Origin of the sequence: Shewanella abyssi (genome assembly GCF_023284025.1) — a bacterium.
In the GTDB taxonomy this organism is placed as follows: Bacteria; Pseudomonadota; Gammaproteobacteria; order Enterobacterales; family Shewanellaceae; genus Shewanella; species Shewanella abyssi.
In genome coordinates this window covers 1-21,417 of the sequence record NZ_JAKIKR010000044.1, presented here as the reverse complement: position 1 = coordinate 21,417, position 21,417 = coordinate 1, and the positions used below count along the sequence as shown (strand labels likewise).

Genomic DNA, 21,417 nt, shown 5'->3' with positions numbered 1-21,417 from the left:
ACCCTTAATTATCAACGTGGTAGTAAATTCTATTGACTCCAGGCCCGTCGCCGACACACTTGTTATCACCAGACTCACACGGCGGTGGTGGAGGGCAATTCAAGCTTCCAGCAGGACAATCCTTATATTCCATCTTATCACCAGCTGCTCCTATACCAATCAAGTACATATAGCTATCGCCTTCACCATTTGGCGGTATAACAAGTTGCGGCGTATCAGGCACTCTTTCACCCATCTCATAATATTCTTCAGTATAGGAGCGAATACCTCGATGCAGGTCAAAGCCGTATAACCTGCCGACCCCAGAGACTAAACATTGATTATCAACCGAGTTATCACCTGGCACATAGGATGTAAAAAATACCCGCCCTTGAATAATGGTTGCCGCAGAAAGGCTTTTCTCTCCAGCTCCTGAGAACTGATAATACCAACCACGCTTAGTGCCAAAGGTGACATTTTCAGCATCTGTTGCTGGGGCGTTAGTGGTAACATTGTACAAATTGCTTAACGTCAGCGCAGCAGGAACAGTGTTGCCATCGAGTCCATTAAAAGATTTTGACACTACATTTCGGTCTTGCAATGTAAAAAAGTTATCACTTCGCAATAGATCTAATGGATGGGGGCGGTTGCCCGACCCAATAACCACCGCATCGTATGGAACATTTTGATATGTTTGAGTTGTCGTCGTTTCTTCCCCTACCGTGACACTGACCTCTGACACATTAGTAAACATGGTTTGAGCCACCGCGGCTTCAGCAAAAAAGCGTCTATCGGTTGCCGATGTCCCGCCGCCAAGGTCTGCAAACTTAAATGCAGTCCAAGGTTTTTTAGCATCACTCGGATTACCGCTGGGTAAGTCAATACGCCAAACATTAGCCCCGGTATCAGTGGCGTAAATTCTATCGGTTAATTTATCACCATTACTGTCCAATACGGCAACGGAATTGGGAACACTGTCGGTGATACCTGGCAGTTGCGTTACGTTAGACCCTGCTGTTGGGCCAAACGAATGTACCAACACTCCAGTCTCAGCATCGACAATAAATACACCTCGTCCTTGTGTATCGGGCCGGCCCACAGCTGCTCCGTCTTTGGTAGCTGGAGAGTAACCCGCACCAAATATCAGTACTGGTTTAGCCTTTGAAAATTCAGTATTACCTGCGGGCCAACCCGGTATATAGGTGACGACAGGCTCAGCCCAACTCTGGCCAAGCTCACTCATTCCTGGACTATCGGAATTGATCTTCCACATAAAGGTGGGAGCATCAGGATCGCTGATATCAAGTGCATAGTAAGACTTGCCACCTCGCCTCATTCCGACAAATAGCCAAGCTGTTTCAACTGCGCCGCTAGCGGCCGTTTTAACATAAGAGATGGGCGGACTATCAATACCGTATACCGAGTGCACCCCCGTCGGTACATTCGCTTTCAGTTCTGGAATATTAGGTAATAACTCATAAGGCATAAACGCCCATGTTTCTGACACACTGCTCCCTTCATCTTTGAACATGTGTAGAAAACCATGGTTGGTGCCAACGACAACTCGAATATCCGGCGCGTCAACAGAACCAAAATTCAACGCTAACGGCTTTGAGTGTAGTGGATCGCCAAATATGTCTTCTCTAGCGTCTGTTGTTGAAGAGTCACCATCATCATCGTCAGTGTCTTTGCCTTTAGCCCAGTCAAAGTAGGTCGATAAACTCGACTTAGTAACTCCCATATAACTCGCTAATGCACTATTGCCGCCTGCCTTTGATGAAGCATTACTCTTGGTAAAGTTGACCAATGCACCGTTAGTGCCAAAATCCCCATAGAGGGTGCGGCTTGACGTTGTTCTTAACTCATGGGCAATACCACCCACTCGAACATCGTTTCCATCACCACCACCGCTACTCGCGTTGCAGACAGAGTTTGGCGTCCAATAGGAGCATGCAGTATTTTTAAGGTTTCCATCAGCGCCAATGGCATTGGCACCATTCTTATCGACAATATCCCCACTCCCCGTCACTTTGAACTTCTTAATATTGCCCATCCACCGCGGGCCTTTATTAGGAAGAAACATCGCGTAATACACGGAATCAAAGGTTTGAGTTCTGTCAAAATTATTGCTGGCGATCGAAGGTGAGGTGAAACTAGCATTAACTTCCAATATTTGTGAAAACACCTGCTGCAGTGCCGACTGCAGTTGGGTAGCATCTTTTGCTGCAAAATATTTCGCACCGCTAAGCTCTGCGGTTTTTTTCAAAATAGGTTCGGCATCCGCTGCGCCGTCACTAAAGCCAATAGTGAAGGTTGACACAAACTGATCGCCCTCAAGGTTAGGGTTGACATCTTTGCGGTGCATAATACTGGCTAAGGCAGGCAAATAACTACCATCGACTCTTTCAGACGATTTATAACCAGCCATATTTTTTACTTTGTAGTCTGCTTTTGTATCTTGTGTCGGCGCGCCATCGGTGATGTACACCACATAGGAACGGTTTGAACATTGAGTGCTCTTAAAAGGTGAAATGTATTTGCTTCCGCTCTCAATAGTGCGGTCTCGAACTGGCGTCATACTGCCCGCTTCTTTGGCAAAGTACACTGCACCACCAGAGAAATATCGATATGCCTCATATAAGGTTTCACAAAGAGGGGTATTGGTTTGCGAATTAAGATCATTAATCTGTTCTACGAGATCAACCTTGTCAGAGGATGACATACGTTTTATACCGGAAATAATTCGACCACCATCGGAACTGCTACTGGTATTGTAATTAAATATAGCGAGTCCAAAATCAACGCTGGGAGTTGTTACCACCGTATCCTCCATCACGCGTTTAGCGATATTCATCCGCGTTTCCCAATCTCTTGATTTGCTTGAATGATACCAATTCACGTAACGTTCGGTGTAAATAGTGACGGATTTACCAGTACCAAACTTGGTTAAAAAAGCGCTGTCTACTGCCGCTGATATCTCCGCTGATGATGAACTACTGGTGACATTCGTATAGCTCACGGGGCTGGATTTAGAGCCTAAACTATCGACAGGAAAACCGTTCGGAACAGCCGTCGCGTTTTCAAATTGTAAACTGGAATCGGTTTCGAAATCTTCGAAGCAATCGACTTGATTAACAGTGCTACCTAATGTGTCAGGTAGTTCAGACCAGGTGCCATTTTCTCCAGTGAAACTATACTCTCGAACAAAACCAGTAAAAAAACCGTAATCAGTTAGGTATGTTTTAGATGTTTTACAGCCATTAATTGAACTATAGAAGTAGTTACTACTCGTCACTTCCGGGACTAGACCACCACCTTTTGCATAATAAAGTTTAGTGCCATCAGTCACTGTCTCGCCACGAGAATAGAACTCTTCGGTGCTCTCCCATGTCCCCATACTTCCGGAGTTATCGAAAATAATAAGCACTTGTGGACGCGAGCCTGAACGCGCTGAAGATTCAAATACGTAAAGCTCAGTATCATCACTATGACTCACACCAGACACCATGATAAGAGCACTGGCGATGGCGATGATAAATCGGTTAATATTCATCACTGATTTCCTGTTAATCATTTAAGTTCTTGCTCAATTCCCGAAACAACCGTTAGTTGTCCCATGCCATTCCTGCCGAATGTTACTCGGCTAGACACTTCGATGGGGATACAATAAATCATGCCTACTTGATCGGGTTGACTGCTACGCACACATCCAACCTCACCATCTGACAATGGAGTTAATGTGCTAATAACACTAAACTCACTATCGCGCACTGTAGAAGGAGTTACGGGTAAGTTGGTAAAATTAGTGCTACTAATTAATCGGTCTTGAGCGCCATGAGCGTGAGACATGGCTTCTATTCGCTCGGAACCCGCTCCTGCCATTCTAATCGATTGGGTTGAATTAACGGCTAGTGCAACACCAATAACCGTCATAATCAGCAAGATGATGATAGAGAAAAACAGCACCACCCCTCTTTGCTTCCTCATCTGTATTCGCATTTTAGTTCCCTACCAAAATAGGATTTTCTAGAACAATTGTTGATGACAGTACCCGTCGTCGAAATCCGTCGTTAGTGGCTGCAATGGTTTTATCGCCGAGCTGATAGTCATTGTCATTGCTATAGGAGTTGTCCTCTTCATTAGTACGGACGAGGATATAGATCCTCATCGCCACTAATCTTTGGTTTGGAGAGCCATCCCACATGGTTGAGGTCACATTCTCCGCCGGCATAAAGCTATCGGCGCTATCGTCACCATTAATATCAAAGCCGTACATGACCCGAAAGTTCTCAACCCCCTCTACCAACTGCTCATAGCTAGCCCCTGTTTTCATGCCGCCAACACCCAAGACTCGACGCATTAAAACAGGCACTCCATTATCAATTTTAATAAAATAAATATGGTGCTGGAACTCCCAGAAGCGACCATTATTAATTGAAGGCGCTCCCTGACTGCCCGCAAAGATAATAGCTTCACTCGGGTTCGTCGCCATGTAGTAAGAGTTGCTATTAAACGTGGTCACATTCGGGCCAATGAGACGTTTCAACTGTAATACATCGGTGCCCGATAGTACCGAAGATAAGCAAGCAAAAGACTCGGTACTATTGCCGCTTTCGTAGCCCCAAATCTTTCTAAAATTGGCAGGACTGTTGGGTGCAGGAAAACTGGCGTTATTGATGCCTCCACCGATACAATCGCTTGCGGCTGGTATAGAGGGTGCAGAAATAGTGGTGTTTTTCCCAACCGTTAAGTCTGTCCCCGTTAGCTCTGCCATAAAGCCGGATTGACTCACATCACGCTCAATGAGTGCTAGCGCAACCCTACCATTTTCTTGTAATTGATTAAATTGACTCGTGGTGGTGACATTAGCCGAGGACATGGCAAACATTGAAAACAAGCCCGCTGATAAAAAAAGGCTTATGACCATAGCAACCATAAGCTCTACGAGTGAGAAGCCGATTTGAGTACGGTTTGACATAAATTTATTCATAAGTTAAATGATGACCGTTTTTAGCGAATAAATTCTGCGGCGCTTATTAGCGGTGCCACAGCCTTTCGCCAGCGTAGACTTATTAGTTGCTGCACCACCGTCCATGACCTCTCTAATTCCCCGCCAGCTCATTACAACCTCAACGCTTCCACTACTCAAAGCTGACACACAAGCAGTTGCACCATCAAGCTCCTCAAGATGTGACTGCCACTGATACAGATCCCAAGCCAAAGTCTCTGCAGTTGAGCAAGTAGCATTAACACCTACCGCAACATCACACGATTTTGCGGGTTTTGATAGCGTACCACTGTAGGTGCCTGTATATGAGGATAATAAAGAACGGTTTAATTTCATACGATTAACAATGTCATTAACTAAATAGGCAGCTTGGGTTTGCTGAAAGGATTCGAAGCTACCGCGTTTGGCAACAATATGCAGATTAAAAATACCAATGAGACCAACAACTAAAATAACCAAAGAGACCATTAGTTCAATTAAAGAAAGCCCCCGCTGTTGATTTTTCATTGCTGTCAATTCCTTTGCTTTAGTCATATTTTTGACAATGCTTTTGTGTTTTTAGTGTTTAAAATCGGTAACTTAGCGTAACTTAACTAGCATACAGGTTAATATGTATTTAGTCGAATATTAGCCCAAAGGAAGAGAGAAGTTTAGGATTCACACCACTGATGTGTCTGAATTTTAAGCATAAAAAAAGAGGCCTTAGCCTCTTTTACGTTTCATAAAAGTACGCTTTTAGCGTAATTCGGCTGGGACCGCAAATACAGTATCTTCCAATCGCCCTTCGACTTCTGTAATCACACTGGGCGCCATATCGGCTATCGCGTCAACAACCTGCTTTACCAGCACTTCTGGTGCCGATGCTCCGGCCGTTACCGCAACGCGTTTAACTCCATCAAACCATGCAGAGTTAACATCATCTGCATTATCAACTAAATAGGCATTGGTGCCTTGCTTTTGTGCCAATTCACGCAACCGATTTGAGTTAGAGCTGTTTTTAGAACCAACAACAATAAACAGTTCAACCTCTTGAGCCACATTACGCACCGCATCTTGGCGGTTTTGCGTTGCATAACAGATATCATCTTTGCGGGGGCCTTCAATAGCCGGGAACTTCTTTTGCAACGATGCAATAACGTCTGCGGTATCATCCATTGATAATGTTGTTTGAGTCACAAAACATAAGTTATCAGGATCTTTAACTTCAAGCTTCGCCACGTCAGCTGGAGACTCAACTAAATGCACGCCAGCCTCAGGATTATCATACTGGCCCATGGTGCCTTCAACTTCAGGGTGACCAGCGTGACCAATAAGAATACATTCAACACCTTTGCGGCTGGCACGCGTCACCTGTAAATGAACCTTGGTGACTAGCGGGCATGTAGCATCAAACACTTTTAGGCCACGTGCCTTAGCTTCTGCACGAACCGCTTGCGATACCCCATGAGCACTAAAGATGACAATGCTGTTATCAGGTACTTGGTCTAACTCTTCAACAAACACTGCACCACGGTCTTTAAGGTTCTGCACCACATAACGGTTGTGAACCACTTCGTGTCGCACATAGATAGGCGGCGAAAAAAGCTCGAGTGCGCGTTCAACAATGCTAATGGCACGGTCAACGCCGGCACAAAAACCGCGAGGGTTTGCTAAAAGAATTTTCATAATTACAGTACCTTTACCACTTCAAGTTCAAATGTTAGCACTTGACCCGCTAAAGGATGATTCAAGTCGACAGTGACAGAGTCACCCACCACATCGCGTACCATACCAGGGATTTCACTGCCACCAGGACCATCAAAAGCCACAATCACACCCGCTTCAAGCTTCATATCAGCAGGAAAACGACTCCTGTCCATATGGTGTACAGCATCAGGGTTAGACTCACCGAAGGTATCTGCAGCTTGTAAGGTAAAGCTATGGCTATCGCCTACCGCTAAACCGCTAATTTCTGCTTCAAACGCTGAACTTAGGCTTTCATCACCAATATTAAAACGAGCAGGTTTGCCTGCCGCTTTAGTACTTTCAGCGGTTGAGCCATCTTCTAGAACGATGTTCATGTGGCATAAAATTGAATGTATCTCTGACACTTGAATTACCCCTTTATATCATCTGATTTCTTGGCATCTTTTCCAGAGACAAAAGAATCTAAAATGATGAGTCCAGCACCAACACAGATTGCTGAATCGGCAATATTAAATGCCGCAAAATGACTAGTGTTCCAATAGAAATCTAAGAAATCGACCACAAAACCGTGCTGCAAGCGATCAACCAAGTTACCTAGCGCCCCGCCTATTACTAAGGTATATGCCAAGTTCAAACGCCACATCTTGCTTGGCTGTTGACGTAGCCATACTGATAACAGAATGCTGAAACCAACAGCAACGAAGGTAAATAACCAACGTTGCCAGCCACCGGCATCGCTTAAAAAGCTAAACGCTGCGCCATAATTACGCACATAGGTAAAGTTAAATATCGGCAATAAATTTACCGATTCATACAGCTCAAAGCTGGACAACACCCACTGTTTAGACAGTTGGTCGGCAAGAAACACCAACACAACTATCCAATACCAACGTAGGCCACTGTCTTTCCAAGAAGTGGGCATTACAGATCCTTTATGCAAACTGACGAGTTTCGCCTTCACCTTCAATGTTGGTGACACAACGAGTACATAGCGTTGGATGTTCAGCCACTTGGCCAACATCTTCTCTATGGTGCCAGCAACGCTCACACTTCTCTGCTGTAGACTTTTTAAGTTCAAGCTTCAGTGTCGCAAGCTCGGTCTCAATAGCATCTGTTGGTGCTTGGGAAAGTGCAACCACAGTAGTTTGAGAGGTCAGTAACACGAAACGTAACTCATCATCTAAGGTGTTCAGTACTGAAGCCAGTCCATCATCAGCAAATAAGGTAATTTCAGCTTCCAGCGAACCGCCAATCTGCTTTTCACGACGGGCGCTTTCAATCACCTTATTCACTTCAGCGCGAACGCTAAGCAACTGTTCCCAGTATTCATCGCTAACATCTGACTCAAGCGTTACAGATGTTAGGCCTTCGTACCAAGTTTCTGTAAATACGAATTCACCACGTTCACCAGGCAGCAGCTTCCAGATCTCATCAGCGGTGAAGCTTAAGATGGGTGCCATCCAACGAACCATAGCCTCAGAGATAAGGTACAGTGCCGATTGGCAGCTGCGACGGGCAACGCTGTCGTCTTTGGCGGTGTACTGCCTGTCTTTAATGATATCAAGGTAGAAACTACCAAGTTCAACAGAGCAGAACTGCATCAGTTTTTGTGTTACAGAGTGGAAGTTGTATTCGTCGTAAGCTTCAACAATTTCTTGCTGCAGAGCCGTTGCACGGCGAACAGCCCAACGATCTAGCGCAACCATGTCTTCAACCGCTACCATATCGGTTTCAGGATTAAAGCCATTAAGGTTAGCCAGTAAGAAACGAGCGGTGTTACGAATACGGCGATAGGCATCGGCGCTACGCTTGAGGATTTCATCAGAAACCGTCATTTCGCCACTGTAATCTGTTGCTGCGATCCAAAAACGAAGAATGTCTGCGCCCAGCTTATTGGTGACATGCTGGGGAGCAATCACGTTACCGACAGATTTAGACATCTTGCGGCCTTTACCATCGACGGCAAACCCGTGAGTCAACACTTGCTTATAGGGCGCTTTGCCATTCATCGCAGTAGAGATCATCAATGATGACATAAACCAACCACGATGCTGATCGCTACCTTCTAAATAAAGGTCGACTTCATGGCCTTTAAACTCTGGACGCGCGGCTACAACGGTTGAGAATGTTGAACCTGAGTCATACCAGACGTCTAATGTATCAGTCACTTTACGGTATTGATCAGCTTCATCGCCTAACAGTTCAGCAGTATCTAGATCCCACCAAGCTTGTATACCTTCTTGCTCGATACGATTAGCAACACGCTCCATTAAGGACACGCTATCGGGATGCAGCTCATCGGTTTCACGATGTACAAATAAGGCAATTGGTACGCCCCAAGTACGTTGACGCGAAATACACCAGTCTGGACGGTTTTCAACCATTTTTTCGATACGGCTTTGGCCCCAATCAGGGATCCACTTTGTTTTCGCTATCTCGCCAAGAGCTTGAGTACGCAGCCCCTTTTGATCCATTGAGATAAACCACTGCGGCGTCGCACGGAAAATAATCGGCGTTTTATGGCGCCAGCAATGCGGGTAGCTATGGTTAATCGCAATATGATTAAGCAGCGCGCCCTTCTCTTCCAATAGCGCAACTACGCTCTTGTTAGCTTTGAAGACGTGTTGTCCGGCAAATATCTCAGTGTCGGCTTTATAAACACCGTTATCACCGACAGGATTAGCAACTTCTAGACCATACTTTTGACCAACAACGAAATCGTCTTGACCATGACCTGGAGCGGTATGAACAATACCCGTACCAGAATCAACAGTAACGTGATCCGCTATAATAACCGGTACATCAAAACCGTAGAATGGGTGGTTAAAACGTAATAACTCAAGCTCTGAGCCCAATACGTTAGCCAGTACTTTATGCGACTGCGCTCCAAATCGCTCAACACAGGATTCAACTAGCTCTTCAGCTAATACCAGAGCTTGAGTTTGGCCATCTTTGACCATCTCTACTAAGGTATATTCTAGGTTAGCCGCGACAGCCAATGCTCGGTTTGCAGGCAATGTCCAAGGCGTTGTCGTCCAGATAACCATAGAGATATTATGTGGGTATTCAGTCAGACCAAACTTAGCGAGCAACGCGCTCTTATCCACAACAGAAAAAGCGACATCGATAGCTGGAGACATCTTGTCTTCATATTCAACTTCAGCTTCAGCCAAAGCAGAACCACAGTCGGTACACCAATGCACAGGCTTAACACCCTTATGCAAATGTCCGCTATCAACAACTTTTGATAGTGAGCGGACAATGTTTGCTTCAGTGTTGAAATCCATGGTTAGATAAGGATTTTGCCAATCAGCAAACACACCTAAACGGATAAAGTCTTCACGCTGACCATCAACTTGCTTAGCCGCATACTCACGACATTTTTGACGAAACTCTGCCGCGGTAACCTTGTGACCTGGCTTACCGATTTTTTGCTCAACTTTGAGTTCAATAGGTAGACCATGACAATCCCAACCAGGGATATATGGCGCATCGAAGCCAGACATGGTCTTTGACTTGATAATAATATCTTTAAGAATTTTATTAACTGAGTGACCAATATGAATATCACCGTTTGCATATGGAGGACCATCATGCAATATAAACGGCTTGCTATCTTTACGGCTCTCACGGATCTGTTGGTACAGTCCTTTCTCGTTCCAGGACTTCAACATCTCTGGCTCACGATTAGCCAAATTACCACGCATCGGAAACTCTGTTTCCGGCAAATTCAAAGTAGATTTATAGTCGCTCATTGATCCTTTACCGTTTTGTTCGCTAAGCTATTAGCCTGCATCGTTGCCGAGTAGAGCTATCGCTCTGTCTGCATCATTTTTAATTTGTGTTTTCAGCGCATCTAGTGATCCAAATGGCTGCTCGTCTCTAATCTTTGCCACCAACTCAACTTCAACGGCTTTACCATAAAGGTCGCCGTCAAAATCAAATAGATGGACTTCTAACTGACATATCTGACCATTCACTGTTGGTCTAAAACCGACGTTTGCTACGCCTTCATATATATCACTATTATCCCAATAAAGCTTGACAGCAAAAACGCCTCTAACAGGCGTAACCTTGCGCTTTAATGCAATATTAGCGGTGGGAAAACCTATCGTCCGCCCAATTTTTTGACCATGGGCAACCTTGCCACTAAGGATAAAAGGGTGTCCAAGCAAACGCCTTGCTTGTTCCATCTTACCATCCGCGAGCAGCTGCCTTACTTGCGTAGAACTCACGCGTTTATCGCCTAAAATAAAGCTTTGTGTACTCACCACCGCAAATCCGTATTTTTCACCGGCTTTACGCAGCATATCAAAGTTACCCTGGCGCTGTTTACCAAAACAAAAGTCATCGCCAACCACTAGGTACTTAATGCCGAGCGCTTTAACCAACAACTGTTCGACAAAATCTTCAGCGCTAAAATCGGCAAACTTCTTATTAAAGTTCACACAGAGCACCCGATCAATCGCTAGCTCATCAAGCAACATGAGTTTATCGCGTAATAAGCTCAATCTAGCCGGTGCATTCTCACCCTGAAAAAACTCTTGTGGTTGCGGTTCAAATGTCATGACAACAGCAGGTATGCCCAAATACTGTGCTTTAGCCACAAGTCGATTAATCACTTCCGCATGGCCACGATGAACACCATCGAAATTGCCTATTGTTAATACGCAACCATGATGCTTTGGCAATATATTATAAATACCGCGGATTAATTCCATTATCCTACACGACACATGAGAGTAAATGGGCGGATTATATACCAGCTAGTCTTTATAATCAGCACTCAAACTGCAGCTTTCATCTTCCAAGGGCGAATTCCGAAGCAAACGAGGCAAATAAAGTAACAGACTGCTGCAATTATAATCAATTTAGCAAGTTCAAATCCACGCTCCAACAACGAAAAATCTAACCAAGCAGTGATTGATGGCTGTAAATAGTAAACAACTGTTAACATAATCAGTGCCGCAACCAGCGTTTTAACTGCAAACATCATTGTCGCTGCACTAAATCGATAAACATTCGCTTTGTGTAAACCTCGGTATAGCAGACAAGCATTAAGTGCCGCTGACATTGAGGTTGCAATAGCCAGCCCGACATAGCCAAATGGTATAGCAAAAATGAGATTGAACACCATATTGCTCACCATGGCAATGATGCCGTAACGGACTGGCGTTTTAGTATCTTGGCGTGAGTAATAACCCGGCGCCAAGATTTTAATTAACATAAAGCTAAGGAGTCCACTACCATATGCCATCAAACTATATGATGCCATTTCAACATCGTTATAGGTAAATGCACCACGCATAAACAGCACCATAAGCATGGGTTTGGCCAGCATAATCAAGCCGAACATAGCCGGTAACCCCAATAGAATAATGGCTTTAACGCCCCAATCCATGGTCTGTGAAAAGCCTTCGCTTTCAGCATTAATATGACGTTTTGATAGTGCGGGTAATATCACCGTCGCAATCGCGATGCCAAACAATCCCAAAGGAAATTCAAGTAATCTATCAGAGTAATACAACCAACTGATTGAGCCCGTCATTAAAAAGCTCGCAATAAACGTATCGAATAGTAGGTTAATTTGTGACACCGACACCCCAAACAGCGCAGGGAGCATTAACGTTCTAATCTTAGTCACACCTGGGTGACTCCAGCCCCAGCTCGGCTTTACAATCGCTTTTTCTCTAAGAAGAAACGGGATTTGAAACAAAAATTGAATCAAGCCACCAAAAAACACCCCCCAGGCCAAACCAATTTCAGGCTGGCTTAAATTAGGTGCTAAAAACAGCGCAGCAGAAATAATGGCGATATTGAGGAATACAGGCGTAAAAGCTGAAACGGCAAAACGCCCGCGAGTATTTAAAATAGAACCCGCCAATGCGGTAAAAGTGATAAACCATAAATAGGGAAAGGTTATCTTCAACATTAACGCTGCTAGCTCAAACTTCTCACCACCAGGAGCGTCATTCAACCAAGCGTAAAACCAGCCCCCACCGAACAATGCCGCCAACACAGGTGAGGCGATTACGCCAATTAAGGTTACAACGCTGACGAGAATACCGAGTGTTCCGGCAACTTTCCCCAACAATTCTCTAATCTCTTGGTCACTATTTTTTTCTTGGTATTCGGTTAAAACGGGGACAAATGCCTGTGCAAAAGCACCTTCTGCAAATAGCCGTCTTAAAAAGTTAGGAATTTTATTAGCAAAGAAAAAAACATCTGCACTACTGCCTGCACCCATAAGATTGGCAATAACAACGTCTCTCACTAAACCTAAAACACGTGAGATTAATGTCATAGCACTGACAATCATGCCTGACCTAAATAGCTTTCTGCTCAAAACGCCCCCTGAGAGCTAAAAAATTGGACGGTATCACGCATAAAGTCGCGCCCGCCCCTATTGTCTCATAGCAATACCTGCTAGAATTGTGCATTATATTACACGAGTTAGGTTGGAGAAAGCCAAGCTGGTTGGATTATTTTGAGTAAATCAAACTGATTCAGTCGTTGTCATTGACAAAGTGACATAAATAGGGCATATTCCTCGACCTCAAAAATACCAAACCCAGTTTTAGGAGTTGCACCTTGGCTAATAGCAAGTCTGCAAAGAAGCGCGCGCTTCAGTCTGAGAAGCGTCGCCAGCATAACGCTAGCCGTAGCTCAATGTTACGTACTTACGTTAAAAAAATAATTGCTGCAATTAATGCAGGCGACCACGAAGCGGCTAAAGCTGCTTTCGTAACAGCACAACCAATTATCGACCGTTTAGCGACAAAAGGTCTTATTCACAAGAATAAGGCTGCTCGTTATAAGTCACGCTTAAACACTAAAATTAAAGCACTTGCTGCTTAAGTCTTAGTTTAGAGCAATTAAAAACCGGCCTCGGCCGGTTTTTTTATGTCGGAAATTTGAGTTTAATGCCTAAGTCATGCTCTGAATCATTAGATTTACAAATTTTGGACAAAAAAATAGAGAGGCATGCCTCTCCATTTGTAACCACGATTGAAACTGTAACGGTAAAGTGAGATATGAACTCACTTGTAGTCTTTAGTGCTATTACGCTACCGTTTGTAAGCTATCACTATAAATATTATTAAGTAGCTTAATGATCTCGGCCACTTCTTCACTCTTTAACGAGTAATATACCGTTTGAGCTTCTTTACGTGTTTCAACCAAATTGTCTTTGCGTAACCACGCAAGGTGCTGCGAAAGAGCAGATTGGCTTAATCCCAATTTCTTGTTCATTTCGCCAACGCACATTTCCCCTTCGTTAAGAAGATAGCACAAGATAAATAGGCGACGCTCATTCGCCATCGCCTTCAATAATACAACGGCATGGTCTGCTCGTTGCTGTATTAGTTCTATATTCATTACGAGCCATTTCTCCTAAAAAAAACCGACGGCCTAATATAGCGTTGCCTTACCGATATAGTCGGGACATGAAGCACACTTTTTGCTAGATTGTTTTCAAAAATGGGACATAAGTAATAAAAACAAAGGAAACTCATGAAAAGCGTCTATCTCAAACTTGCTGCCAGCATATTTTTAGCCAGTTTAATTGGTTGTCAAAGTAACAAAACAAACACCCCTAACGACCAAGTAATAATGCAACTTCAGCAGCAAGCGCTCAGCTCCAGCCTGGCTTACGACATCGTTGAATCACTCACTGTAGAAGTTGGACCGCGGTTGGCCGGTAGCGAAAAAGATCTTATAGCTGTGCAATGGGCGATATCAAAACTCAAGTCACTTGGCTTTGATAAAGTCTATAAAGAGCCGGTACAAGTTCCTGTATGGGTCCGTGGTGAAGCCAAAGCTTCGATTGTAGCCCCTTTCCCTCAATCATTAGTTATCACAGCACTAGGCGGCAGTGTTGCCACAGCTGAAAATGGTATCGAAGCCAATATTATTCGCTTTGATAGCTTAGCGGCACTGCAGGCAGCTTCTGCTGATGATGTAACAGGCAAGATTGTTTTTATCGATCACATCACTGAACGCCATATTACGGGTAAAGGATATGGTAAAAGTGTTGGCGGACGCTCAAGAGGCGCTATTGCAGCGGCAAAGAAAGGAGCCGTCGCCGTAATGATCCGCTCTATTGGAACGGATCACGACCGTATGGCACACACAGGTATGATGAGATATGAAGACGGCGTGACTAGGATCCCGGCCGCTGCAATGTCTAGCCCCGATGCTGATCTCATTAATGCGATGCTTAAACGCGATGCAAATATCACCATCAACCTGCTGTTGACCGCCAAAAATCAAGGCTTTGCCACCTCTTACAATGTCATTGCAGAGGTCACAGGTTCTAGCAAGCCCGACGAGATAGTCCTTATTGGCGCTCACTTGGATTCTTGGGGAGGTGGCACTGGCGCGATTGATGATGGTGCAGGTGTGGCCATAGTCACTGCAGCGGGGAAGCTCATTCAAGACCTGCCAGTCAAACCCGCCCGAACCGTTCGCGTCGTATTATATGCTGCTGAAGAGCTTGGCTTAGTCGGCGCTAAAGCCTACGCCAAAGCACACCAAGCTGAGTTAGATTTGCACTACATTGCCGCAGAATCAGACTTTGGCGCTGGGAGGATCTATCAAATTGACTTCAGAGCCAGTGAAGCTGCTTATACCGAGTTATTAGCTCTTACAGCACCCATGACCAATAATGGTGTTGCTTTGGGCAATAACAAAGCCTCAGGCGGCCCTGATGTCTCTATGTTACCGTCACAAGGTGTACCCGTCGCCTCATTAAGACAAGATGGTACTGATTACTTCGACTATCATCACACGCCAAACGACACCTTGGACAAAATTGATCCCACAGCTCTACAGCAAAATGTCGCCGCCTATGCACAATTTGCTTACTTTATGGCGCAATCAACAATCGCGTTACGGCCAATTGTTATCAAATAACCGCCGTTAACTCACACAAAAAAGCAGCCTCTCAGCTGCTTTTTTATTTATTAAACCTAAATAAATTACTGCTCTTCTCGCAAGAATACCGGTGCATTCACTGTTGAATCAGCTTCACTGTAATAGTAACCAGCACGATCAAATTTTGTCAGCGCATCTAGCGAGTCGACATTGTTATCTAATAAATACCGCACCATCATGCCTCTGGCTTTTTTAGCAAAAAAGCTAATAACCTTGTATTGACCGTTCTTTTTATCTTTAAAGACCGGGGTGATAAGGTTGGCAGTTAACTGCTTATGCTTGACTGCTTTAAAGTACTCATTTGACGCTAGGTTAATAATGAACTCGTCGCCTTGTGCCGCTGTCGTCTGGTTAATCTCATCGGTGATGATATCCCCCCAGAATTGATATAAATTGGTTCCTCTGTCGTTACTCAAACGCGTTCCCATCTCCAATCGATAGGCTTGCATCAAATCCAGCGGTTTTAGCAAACCATAAAGACCTGAGAGAATACGTAGCCGTTGCTGCGCTTTTTGAAGACTAGCCTCTGACAAGGTATCGGCGTCCAGGCCAGTATAAACATCACCTCTAAACGCGAATATGGCTTGTTTTGCATTTTCAGGGGTGAAATCTGGCTGCCAGCAGCCAAATCGAGCAACGTTTAAGCCAGCGATCTTATCGCTCACTTTCATTAACGATGCTATATCACTCGGCGATAATGTACGGCAGACATCAATCAGCTGTTCACTTTGACTCAATAACGTCGGTATAGAGTAACTGTCAGTGCCCGCTGGGTTTTCGAAATCTAACGTTTTTGCAGGTGAAACCAAGATTAGCATTATGATGTCCTATACAGAGATATTGTTAAACTGAGACAATCATACTGATCAAAAACAAAAAAACCACGCTTATAAAGCGTGGTTTTTTAGATTGTGTTAATTCAAATTACCGCATCAAGCGGTTTACCCTATATTAGGATTTATTCGCCACAGGCTCATCATCCGCCCATTCACCAGATTCAATCCCCTTTATTTCCGGGAATTCACGAGCATCAAACGTTGGCGAAACACCGGCCTTTATTTGACGTTCATAATCCTTCACGACCGCAAAAGCCACTTTAGACAGCATGACTATCGCAGCGATGTTAACTAACGCCATCAGCCCCATTGAGACATCGGCGAAGTTCCACACCAACTGCAAAGAGGCCACAGAACCAGTCATCACCATCGCCAGTACTAGGACACGGAAAACATATAGCACCTTCTTACTTTTCGTTAGGAACATAATGTTGTTTTCGGCATAGCTATAGTTAGCAATAATCGACGAGAAACAAAATAGTATAATCGCGAATGCAATGAAATAAGCAGACCAACCCCCAAGCTCGTTGCTTAGCGCCAGCTGTAATAGGCCAATACCTTGTTGCTCACCAGGGTTATCTAACACGCCCGATAATAAGATAATTGCCGCAGAAGCAGTACAGATCACGATAGTATCAACAAATACCCCTATCATCTGTACAAAACCTTGTGAGGCTGGGTGATTTGGGTTTGGCGTCGCTGACGCTGCAATGTTTGCCGCGCTGCCCATGCCCGCTTCGTTAGAGAATAGACCACGTGCAACACCGGCCAACATAGCGCCCATGGCACCACCAGCCGCTTCTTCCCAGCCAAATGCACTTTTAACAATTAGCGTTAATGCGGCAGGGACCTGCTCAATATTCAATACCAACACGACCATTGCTATGCCCAGATAGGCGACAGCCATTACCGGCACAATCAACTCAGACGCACGAGCGACTTTTTTCAAGCCACCGCAAATAATATAAGCCGATGCGAGTACTATGACTAAACCAACAATCGTCTTATCAAAACCAAATGCATTGTTTAGCGCATCGGTCATGGTATTGGCTTGTGCTGCGTTGAAGGCAAAACCGAAAGCGATAATGAGTAGAATAGAGAACAAGGTTCCCATCCATCTCTTACCTAGGCCTTTTTCCATATAATACGCGGGGCCACCACGATACTGGCCTTCACTATCTTTAACTTTATAGACTTGTGCTAGCGTTGACTCAATAAAGGCTGTAGCCATACCGAGCAGCGCAATCAGCCACATCCAAAAAATCGCCCCCGCACCACCAACAGTTATCGCGACCGCAACACCTGCCATGTTACCGGTACCGACTCGCGCTGCCATCGAGGTACAAAAAACCTGAAATGAGGAGATGCCATTAACTTTTTCACGGCCTTGAATCACCAATTTGACACCATGGCCAAATAACCTGAATTGAATAAAACCTAGACGAAAAGTAAATAGCACGCCCGCTGCTACTAAGACATAAATGAGCAGGCTTCCCCACAACAAGCCATTGACGGCATTGACGGCAGATTCAACTGCATTAACTAACGGTTCAAACATAATTTTTCATATCCCCATGACAAACATAATCGAGCGCTCTCACACTGAATTAGGTTTGGCTTGTGTTTTTCCTTCCTAAGTATTTAAATGACAACAGATTTTCTTTTTGAAGTATCCTATTCGTGATTAAATTACTACCACGCCTGTCGCATTCCGCGCTGCAAAATAGCATAGCATTGGTTCAACCCTGAGTGATACAGCTCACACATCATCATTTAGCTGACAACCAAATCACACAAGACATCAAGCCCACCCAACAAAATTAACCTAAATAACATCACCATTACATCTAGTTTTACTACATTTATTAGTGCAAAAAACTTTCTATAAATAAGATATAGGGCACATTTTTGTAATAAAATTACAAATATAGTAAGTCACATAAAATTTGTTTAACTTTCTGATTACGTAAATGGGGTTATTTATGTCACATCAACAAGAGATCGTTTCCTTAAAGAAATTTGTTAGAGCGACTAACTTTCTGGCGACATCACAAATTTACCTGAAGCAAAACGTACTGCACAAACGCGCTTTAGCTCACACAGACATTAAACCAAGACTACTTGGTCACTGGGGTACATGTCCTGGTATTAACTTTGTCTATGCTAACGTTAATAGATTGATTGCTAAGCATAATCGTTCATTTGTTTACCTTGTTGGCCCTGGTCACGGTTTTCCTGCTGTGCAAGCTAACTTGTTTATGGAAGGTTCGCTAAGCCACTTCTATCCTGAAACTATTCCTTATAATGAAGAGGGTATCACTGATATCTGCCAGAAGTTCTCTGCGGCATATGGTTACCCTTCTCACGCAAACCCTGAAGCGCCAGGACAAATTCTAGAGGGTGGCGAGCTTGGTTACTCACTTTCAGTCGCTTGGGGCGCAGTGCTTGATAATCCAGATTTGATTGCTGCTTGCCTAATTGGTGATGGTGAATCAGAAACGGGTCCTCTTGCTGCATCTTGGTATGCGAACCGTCTGGTATCGCCAAAGAACAACGGTGCAGTTCTGCCAATCGTTCATATCAATGGCTACAAAATTTCTGGTCCAACTCGTATGGGCAGAATGAGCCACGAAGAGTTAGATCTTGAATTCAGAGGCTTGGGTTACCACCCAATCATGGTCGATGACCAGCTTGAAGAAGATGTTTACGAGCAGATGCTCGCGGCAATGGACTTGTCATATAAGATGATTAATGACATTCAAACGCGCGCTAGATCTGGCGAAGATGTTGTTAAGCCTCGCTGGCCTGTCATTCTAATGCGTACCGCTAAAGGCTGGACTGGTACTGCTGAATATGGCGGTAAAAAACTTGTAGGCAACTGTGAATCTCACCAAGTTATCGTCAACAAGTGTGCCACTGATAAGGGTCACCTTGACGCGCTTAACACATGGTTAGCCAGCTACAAATTTGATGAGCTATACAGTATCAACGATAAAGGCGAACTAATTTTTGATGAAGATATTCTGTCATTAATGCCGCCAAAAGAGTTAGCTTGTGGTCGTCAGCACTTAAGCTACGGCGGTGAAGTGGTTCGCGCTTTAACCAATCCAGATCTTGAAAAACTCGCCTATGGCGCTGAAACACCTCGTGGTCAACGTGGACTATCAATGTTCAAGATGGGTGAATGGATGCGTGATGCGTTCAAACTCAACCGTGATCAGCGTAACCTGCGTATTTTCTGCCCAGATGAGACCTATTCAAACCAACTGCAAGCAGTATTTGAAGAAACAGATCGTGCATGGCAGTGGCCTATCGAAAGCTGGGACGAAGATATGTCTCGCGACGGTCGTGTCATTGAGTTGCTATCAGAAAACTTACTCTTCGGTATGCTGCACGGTTACACAGTAACCGGTCGTCACGCGATGTTCCCGACTTATGAAGCCTTCTCGCAAGTTATTTCATCAATGGCTGACCAATATTGTAAATACGTTTATGCAAGCCAAGGTGTACATTTCCGTAAACCAGTACCAGCTTGTAACGTAGTATTGTCTTCGCTGTTAGAGCGTCAAGATCATAATGGCTACTCTCACCAGAACCCGTCATTCTTGGGCGCTATGTTAGAGAAGCATCCAAAGATCATCTCAGCTTATCTACCTGCTGACGGTAACAGTACTTTGGTTTACACCGAACGTGCTTATGCCGACCGAGACAAGCTCAATATCTTAGTCGCTGGTAAGAAAGAACTACCCCAGTGGCTAACACTCGATGAAGCCCGCCGTCAGGCTAAAGACGGTGTGATGGTGTGGGACTTTGCTTCAGACGAGAACCCAGATGTGGTACTTGTAGGCTGTGGTGATTACGTTACCCAGGAAGCAATGGCATCACTGGTACTTATCAGAGAGTTATTACCCCGTGTACGTATTCGTTTCGTTAGTGTCACAGAGCTAACCAGCAGCGGCTTAGGTAGCTTAAAGTTCCAAAGCAAGCCATGGTTAATGGACGAAGTATTTACTGCTGATAAAGGCGTTGTCTTTAACTACCACGGATACCCAAATACCATTAAGAAATTGGTATTCGATTATAAGGGTAGTGATCGCTTTAGAATTAAAGGCTATGAAGAGGAAGGTTCAACGACAACTCCATTTGATATGGGTGTTCGTAACGGTACATCACGCTACCACCTTGTTATCGACATGGCATACAAACTGTTCCAGCAAGGCGTCATTGACGAAAGCCAACATATCGCTATTACTACCGATATGCTGCAACGTTTAGTTGACCACAGAAACTATATCAAGGCTAACGGTGTAGACCCAGTTAGCATTGAAAATTGGGTGTGGACACGATAACGCCTACATCAGGTTAGTGTATTAAAACTAAATAAAAGGGTGCTTTCCTAGGAAAGCACCCTTTTTCTATTAAGTTAATCATAAAGTGGAAAATGTTACATTTACGACTGATGCTAGTGGTAGCTGACGCTGCAGACGGCATGAGCCCCTGGTACGTTGGCGGGGGTTGGTATTAACAACTACAAAGCTAATTGCAATCAAAAAACCATGAAAACCTGTGGCTATGATGATTTGGATCCGTGCCCCAATACACCATCACCCCATAAGGTTGATGCTAATGACTGTACTCTCTACCAAGAAGCTGATGATTAATTCGAGATTGCAGCTAATCGCTGTATTGACGCCCAAGTTACCGGCAGCGAAAAAGTTCCGCTATTGAAATAAGCCAGTAGCTTTATTCTATAGCAAGTCATGCTCGTTATTGAGCAAGTTATCGGACCTAGCTCACAGCCATTTTAAGGTTGTGAGCTTTTTTTGTATCACATTGATTGGCAGTCGCTATAGTCAACGACGATTGTTTAATGCTATTAGTTAATATTTATGTCTATTACGCGTGCCTAAAGCTAACCTGTAATACAACAGCAAGATTTACACGCTACCTTTAGTTGCTATATTACGAAAAAAA

The 21,417-nt window shown here is 44.3% G+C and carries 16 protein-coding genes; 3 read left to right on the top strand and 13 right to left on the bottom strand.

Annotated features, from left to right (window positions below; translation table 11 throughout):
• Positions 1–4 precede the first annotated feature (4 nt).
• The 10 genes from L2755_RS16625 to murJ all read right to left on the bottom strand — a co-directional run bounded on the left by L2755_RS16625 (position 5) and on the right by murJ (position 13,019).
• Positions 5–3,532 carry a pilus assembly protein gene (locus tag L2755_RS16625; protein WP_248981798.1) on the bottom strand — a complete coding sequence of 1,176 codons (3,528 nt, stop codon included), beginning with the start codon at positions 3,530–3,532 and terminating at the stop codon, positions 5–7.
• 17 nt (positions 3,533–3,549) lie between these two features.
• On the bottom strand, positions 3,550–3,966 hold the full coding sequence (locus L2755_RS16620; protein WP_248981813.1) for a pilus assembly PilX family protein: 417 nt from the start codon (positions 3,964–3,966) through the stop codon (positions 3,550–3,552).
• Positions 3,967–3,979: 13 nt separating this feature from the next.
• The gene (locus L2755_RS16615) at positions 3,980–4,957 is read right to left on the bottom strand and encodes a PilW family protein (RefSeq protein ID WP_248981797.1); all 978 of its coding nucleotides are present in this window, start codon (positions 4,955–4,957) and stop codon (positions 3,980–3,982) included.
• A gap of 15 nt (positions 4,958–4,972) precedes the next feature.
• A complete protein-coding gene (gene pilV / locus L2755_RS16610; RefSeq protein ID WP_248981796.1) occupies positions 4,973–5,494 on the bottom strand; it encodes a type IV pilus modification protein PilV in 522 nt (173 codons plus the stop codon).
• Between the two features lie 228 nt (positions 5,495–5,722).
• Complete coding sequence (gene ispH, locus L2755_RS16605; protein ID WP_248981795.1) at positions 5,723–6,652, bottom strand: 4-hydroxy-3-methylbut-2-enyl diphosphate reductase; 930 nt, start codon at positions 6,650–6,652, stop codon at positions 5,723–5,725.
• 2 nt (positions 6,653–6,654) lie between these two features.
• Complete coding sequence (fkpB, locus tag L2755_RS16600; RefSeq protein WP_248981794.1) at positions 6,655–7,077, bottom strand: FKBP-type peptidyl-prolyl cis-trans isomerase; 423 nt, start codon at positions 7,075–7,077, stop codon at positions 6,655–6,657.
• A gap of 5 nt (positions 7,078–7,082) precedes the next feature.
• Complete coding sequence (lspA, locus tag L2755_RS16595) at positions 7,083–7,595, bottom strand: signal peptidase II (RefSeq protein WP_248981793.1); 513 nt, start codon at positions 7,593–7,595, stop codon at positions 7,083–7,085.
• A gap of 10 nt (positions 7,596–7,605) precedes the next feature.
• Positions 7,606–10,428, bottom strand: a complete 2,823-nt coding sequence (ileS, locus tag L2755_RS16590; protein ID WP_248981792.1) for an isoleucine--tRNA ligase — start codon at positions 10,426–10,428, stop codon at positions 7,606–7,608.
• Between the two features lie 30 nt (positions 10,429–10,458).
• Positions 10,459–11,394, bottom strand: a complete 936-nt coding sequence (gene ribF / locus L2755_RS16585) for a bifunctional riboflavin kinase/FAD synthetase (RefSeq protein WP_248981791.1) — start codon at positions 11,392–11,394, stop codon at positions 10,459–10,461.
• Between the two features lie 65 nt (positions 11,395–11,459).
• A complete protein-coding gene (gene murJ / locus L2755_RS16580; protein ID WP_248981790.1) occupies positions 11,460–13,019 on the bottom strand; it encodes a murein biosynthesis integral membrane protein MurJ in 1,560 nt (519 codons plus the stop codon).
• A gap of 245 nt (positions 13,020–13,264) precedes the next feature.
• Here murJ and rpsT point away from each other — a divergent pair, with 245 nt between their 5' ends.
• On the top strand, positions 13,265–13,531 hold the full coding sequence (gene rpsT / locus L2755_RS16575; protein ID WP_248981789.1) for a 30S ribosomal protein S20: 267 nt from the start codon (positions 13,265–13,267) through the stop codon (positions 13,529–13,531).
• Between the two features lie 204 nt (positions 13,532–13,735).
• On the opposite strand, the gene L2755_RS16570 is transcribed toward rpsT, so the two are convergent.
• On the bottom strand, positions 13,736–14,050 hold the full coding sequence (locus L2755_RS16570) for an ArsR/SmtB family transcription factor (protein ID WP_202288629.1): 315 nt from the start codon (positions 14,048–14,050) through the stop codon (positions 13,736–13,738).
• 135 nt (positions 14,051–14,185) lie between these two features.
• Here L2755_RS16570 and L2755_RS16565 point away from each other — a divergent pair, with 135 nt between their 5' ends.
• On the top strand, positions 14,186–15,586 hold the full coding sequence (locus tag L2755_RS16565) for a M20/M25/M40 family metallo-hydrolase (protein ID WP_248981788.1): 1,401 nt from the start codon (positions 14,186–14,188) through the stop codon (positions 15,584–15,586).
• Between the two features lie 65 nt (positions 15,587–15,651).
• On the opposite strand, the gene yaaA is transcribed toward L2755_RS16565, so the two are convergent.
• Entirely contained in the window at positions 15,652–16,425 is a 774-nt protein-coding gene (gene yaaA / locus L2755_RS16560) for a peroxide stress protein YaaA (RefSeq protein ID WP_248981787.1), read from the bottom strand.
• A 133-nt stretch (positions 16,426–16,558) separates the two neighbouring features.
• On the bottom strand, positions 16,559–18,001 hold the full coding sequence (locus L2755_RS16555) for an alanine/glycine:cation symporter family protein (protein ID WP_248981786.1): 1,443 nt from the start codon (positions 17,999–18,001) through the stop codon (positions 16,559–16,561).
• Positions 18,002–18,425: 424 nt separating this feature from the next.
• Here L2755_RS16555 and L2755_RS16550 point away from each other — a divergent pair, with 424 nt between their 5' ends.
• Positions 18,426–20,792 carry a phosphoketolase family protein gene (locus L2755_RS16550; RefSeq protein WP_248981785.1) on the top strand — a complete coding sequence of 789 codons (2,367 nt, stop codon included), beginning with the start codon at positions 18,426–18,428 and terminating at the stop codon, positions 20,790–20,792.
• Positions 20,793–21,417 lie beyond the last annotated feature (625 nt).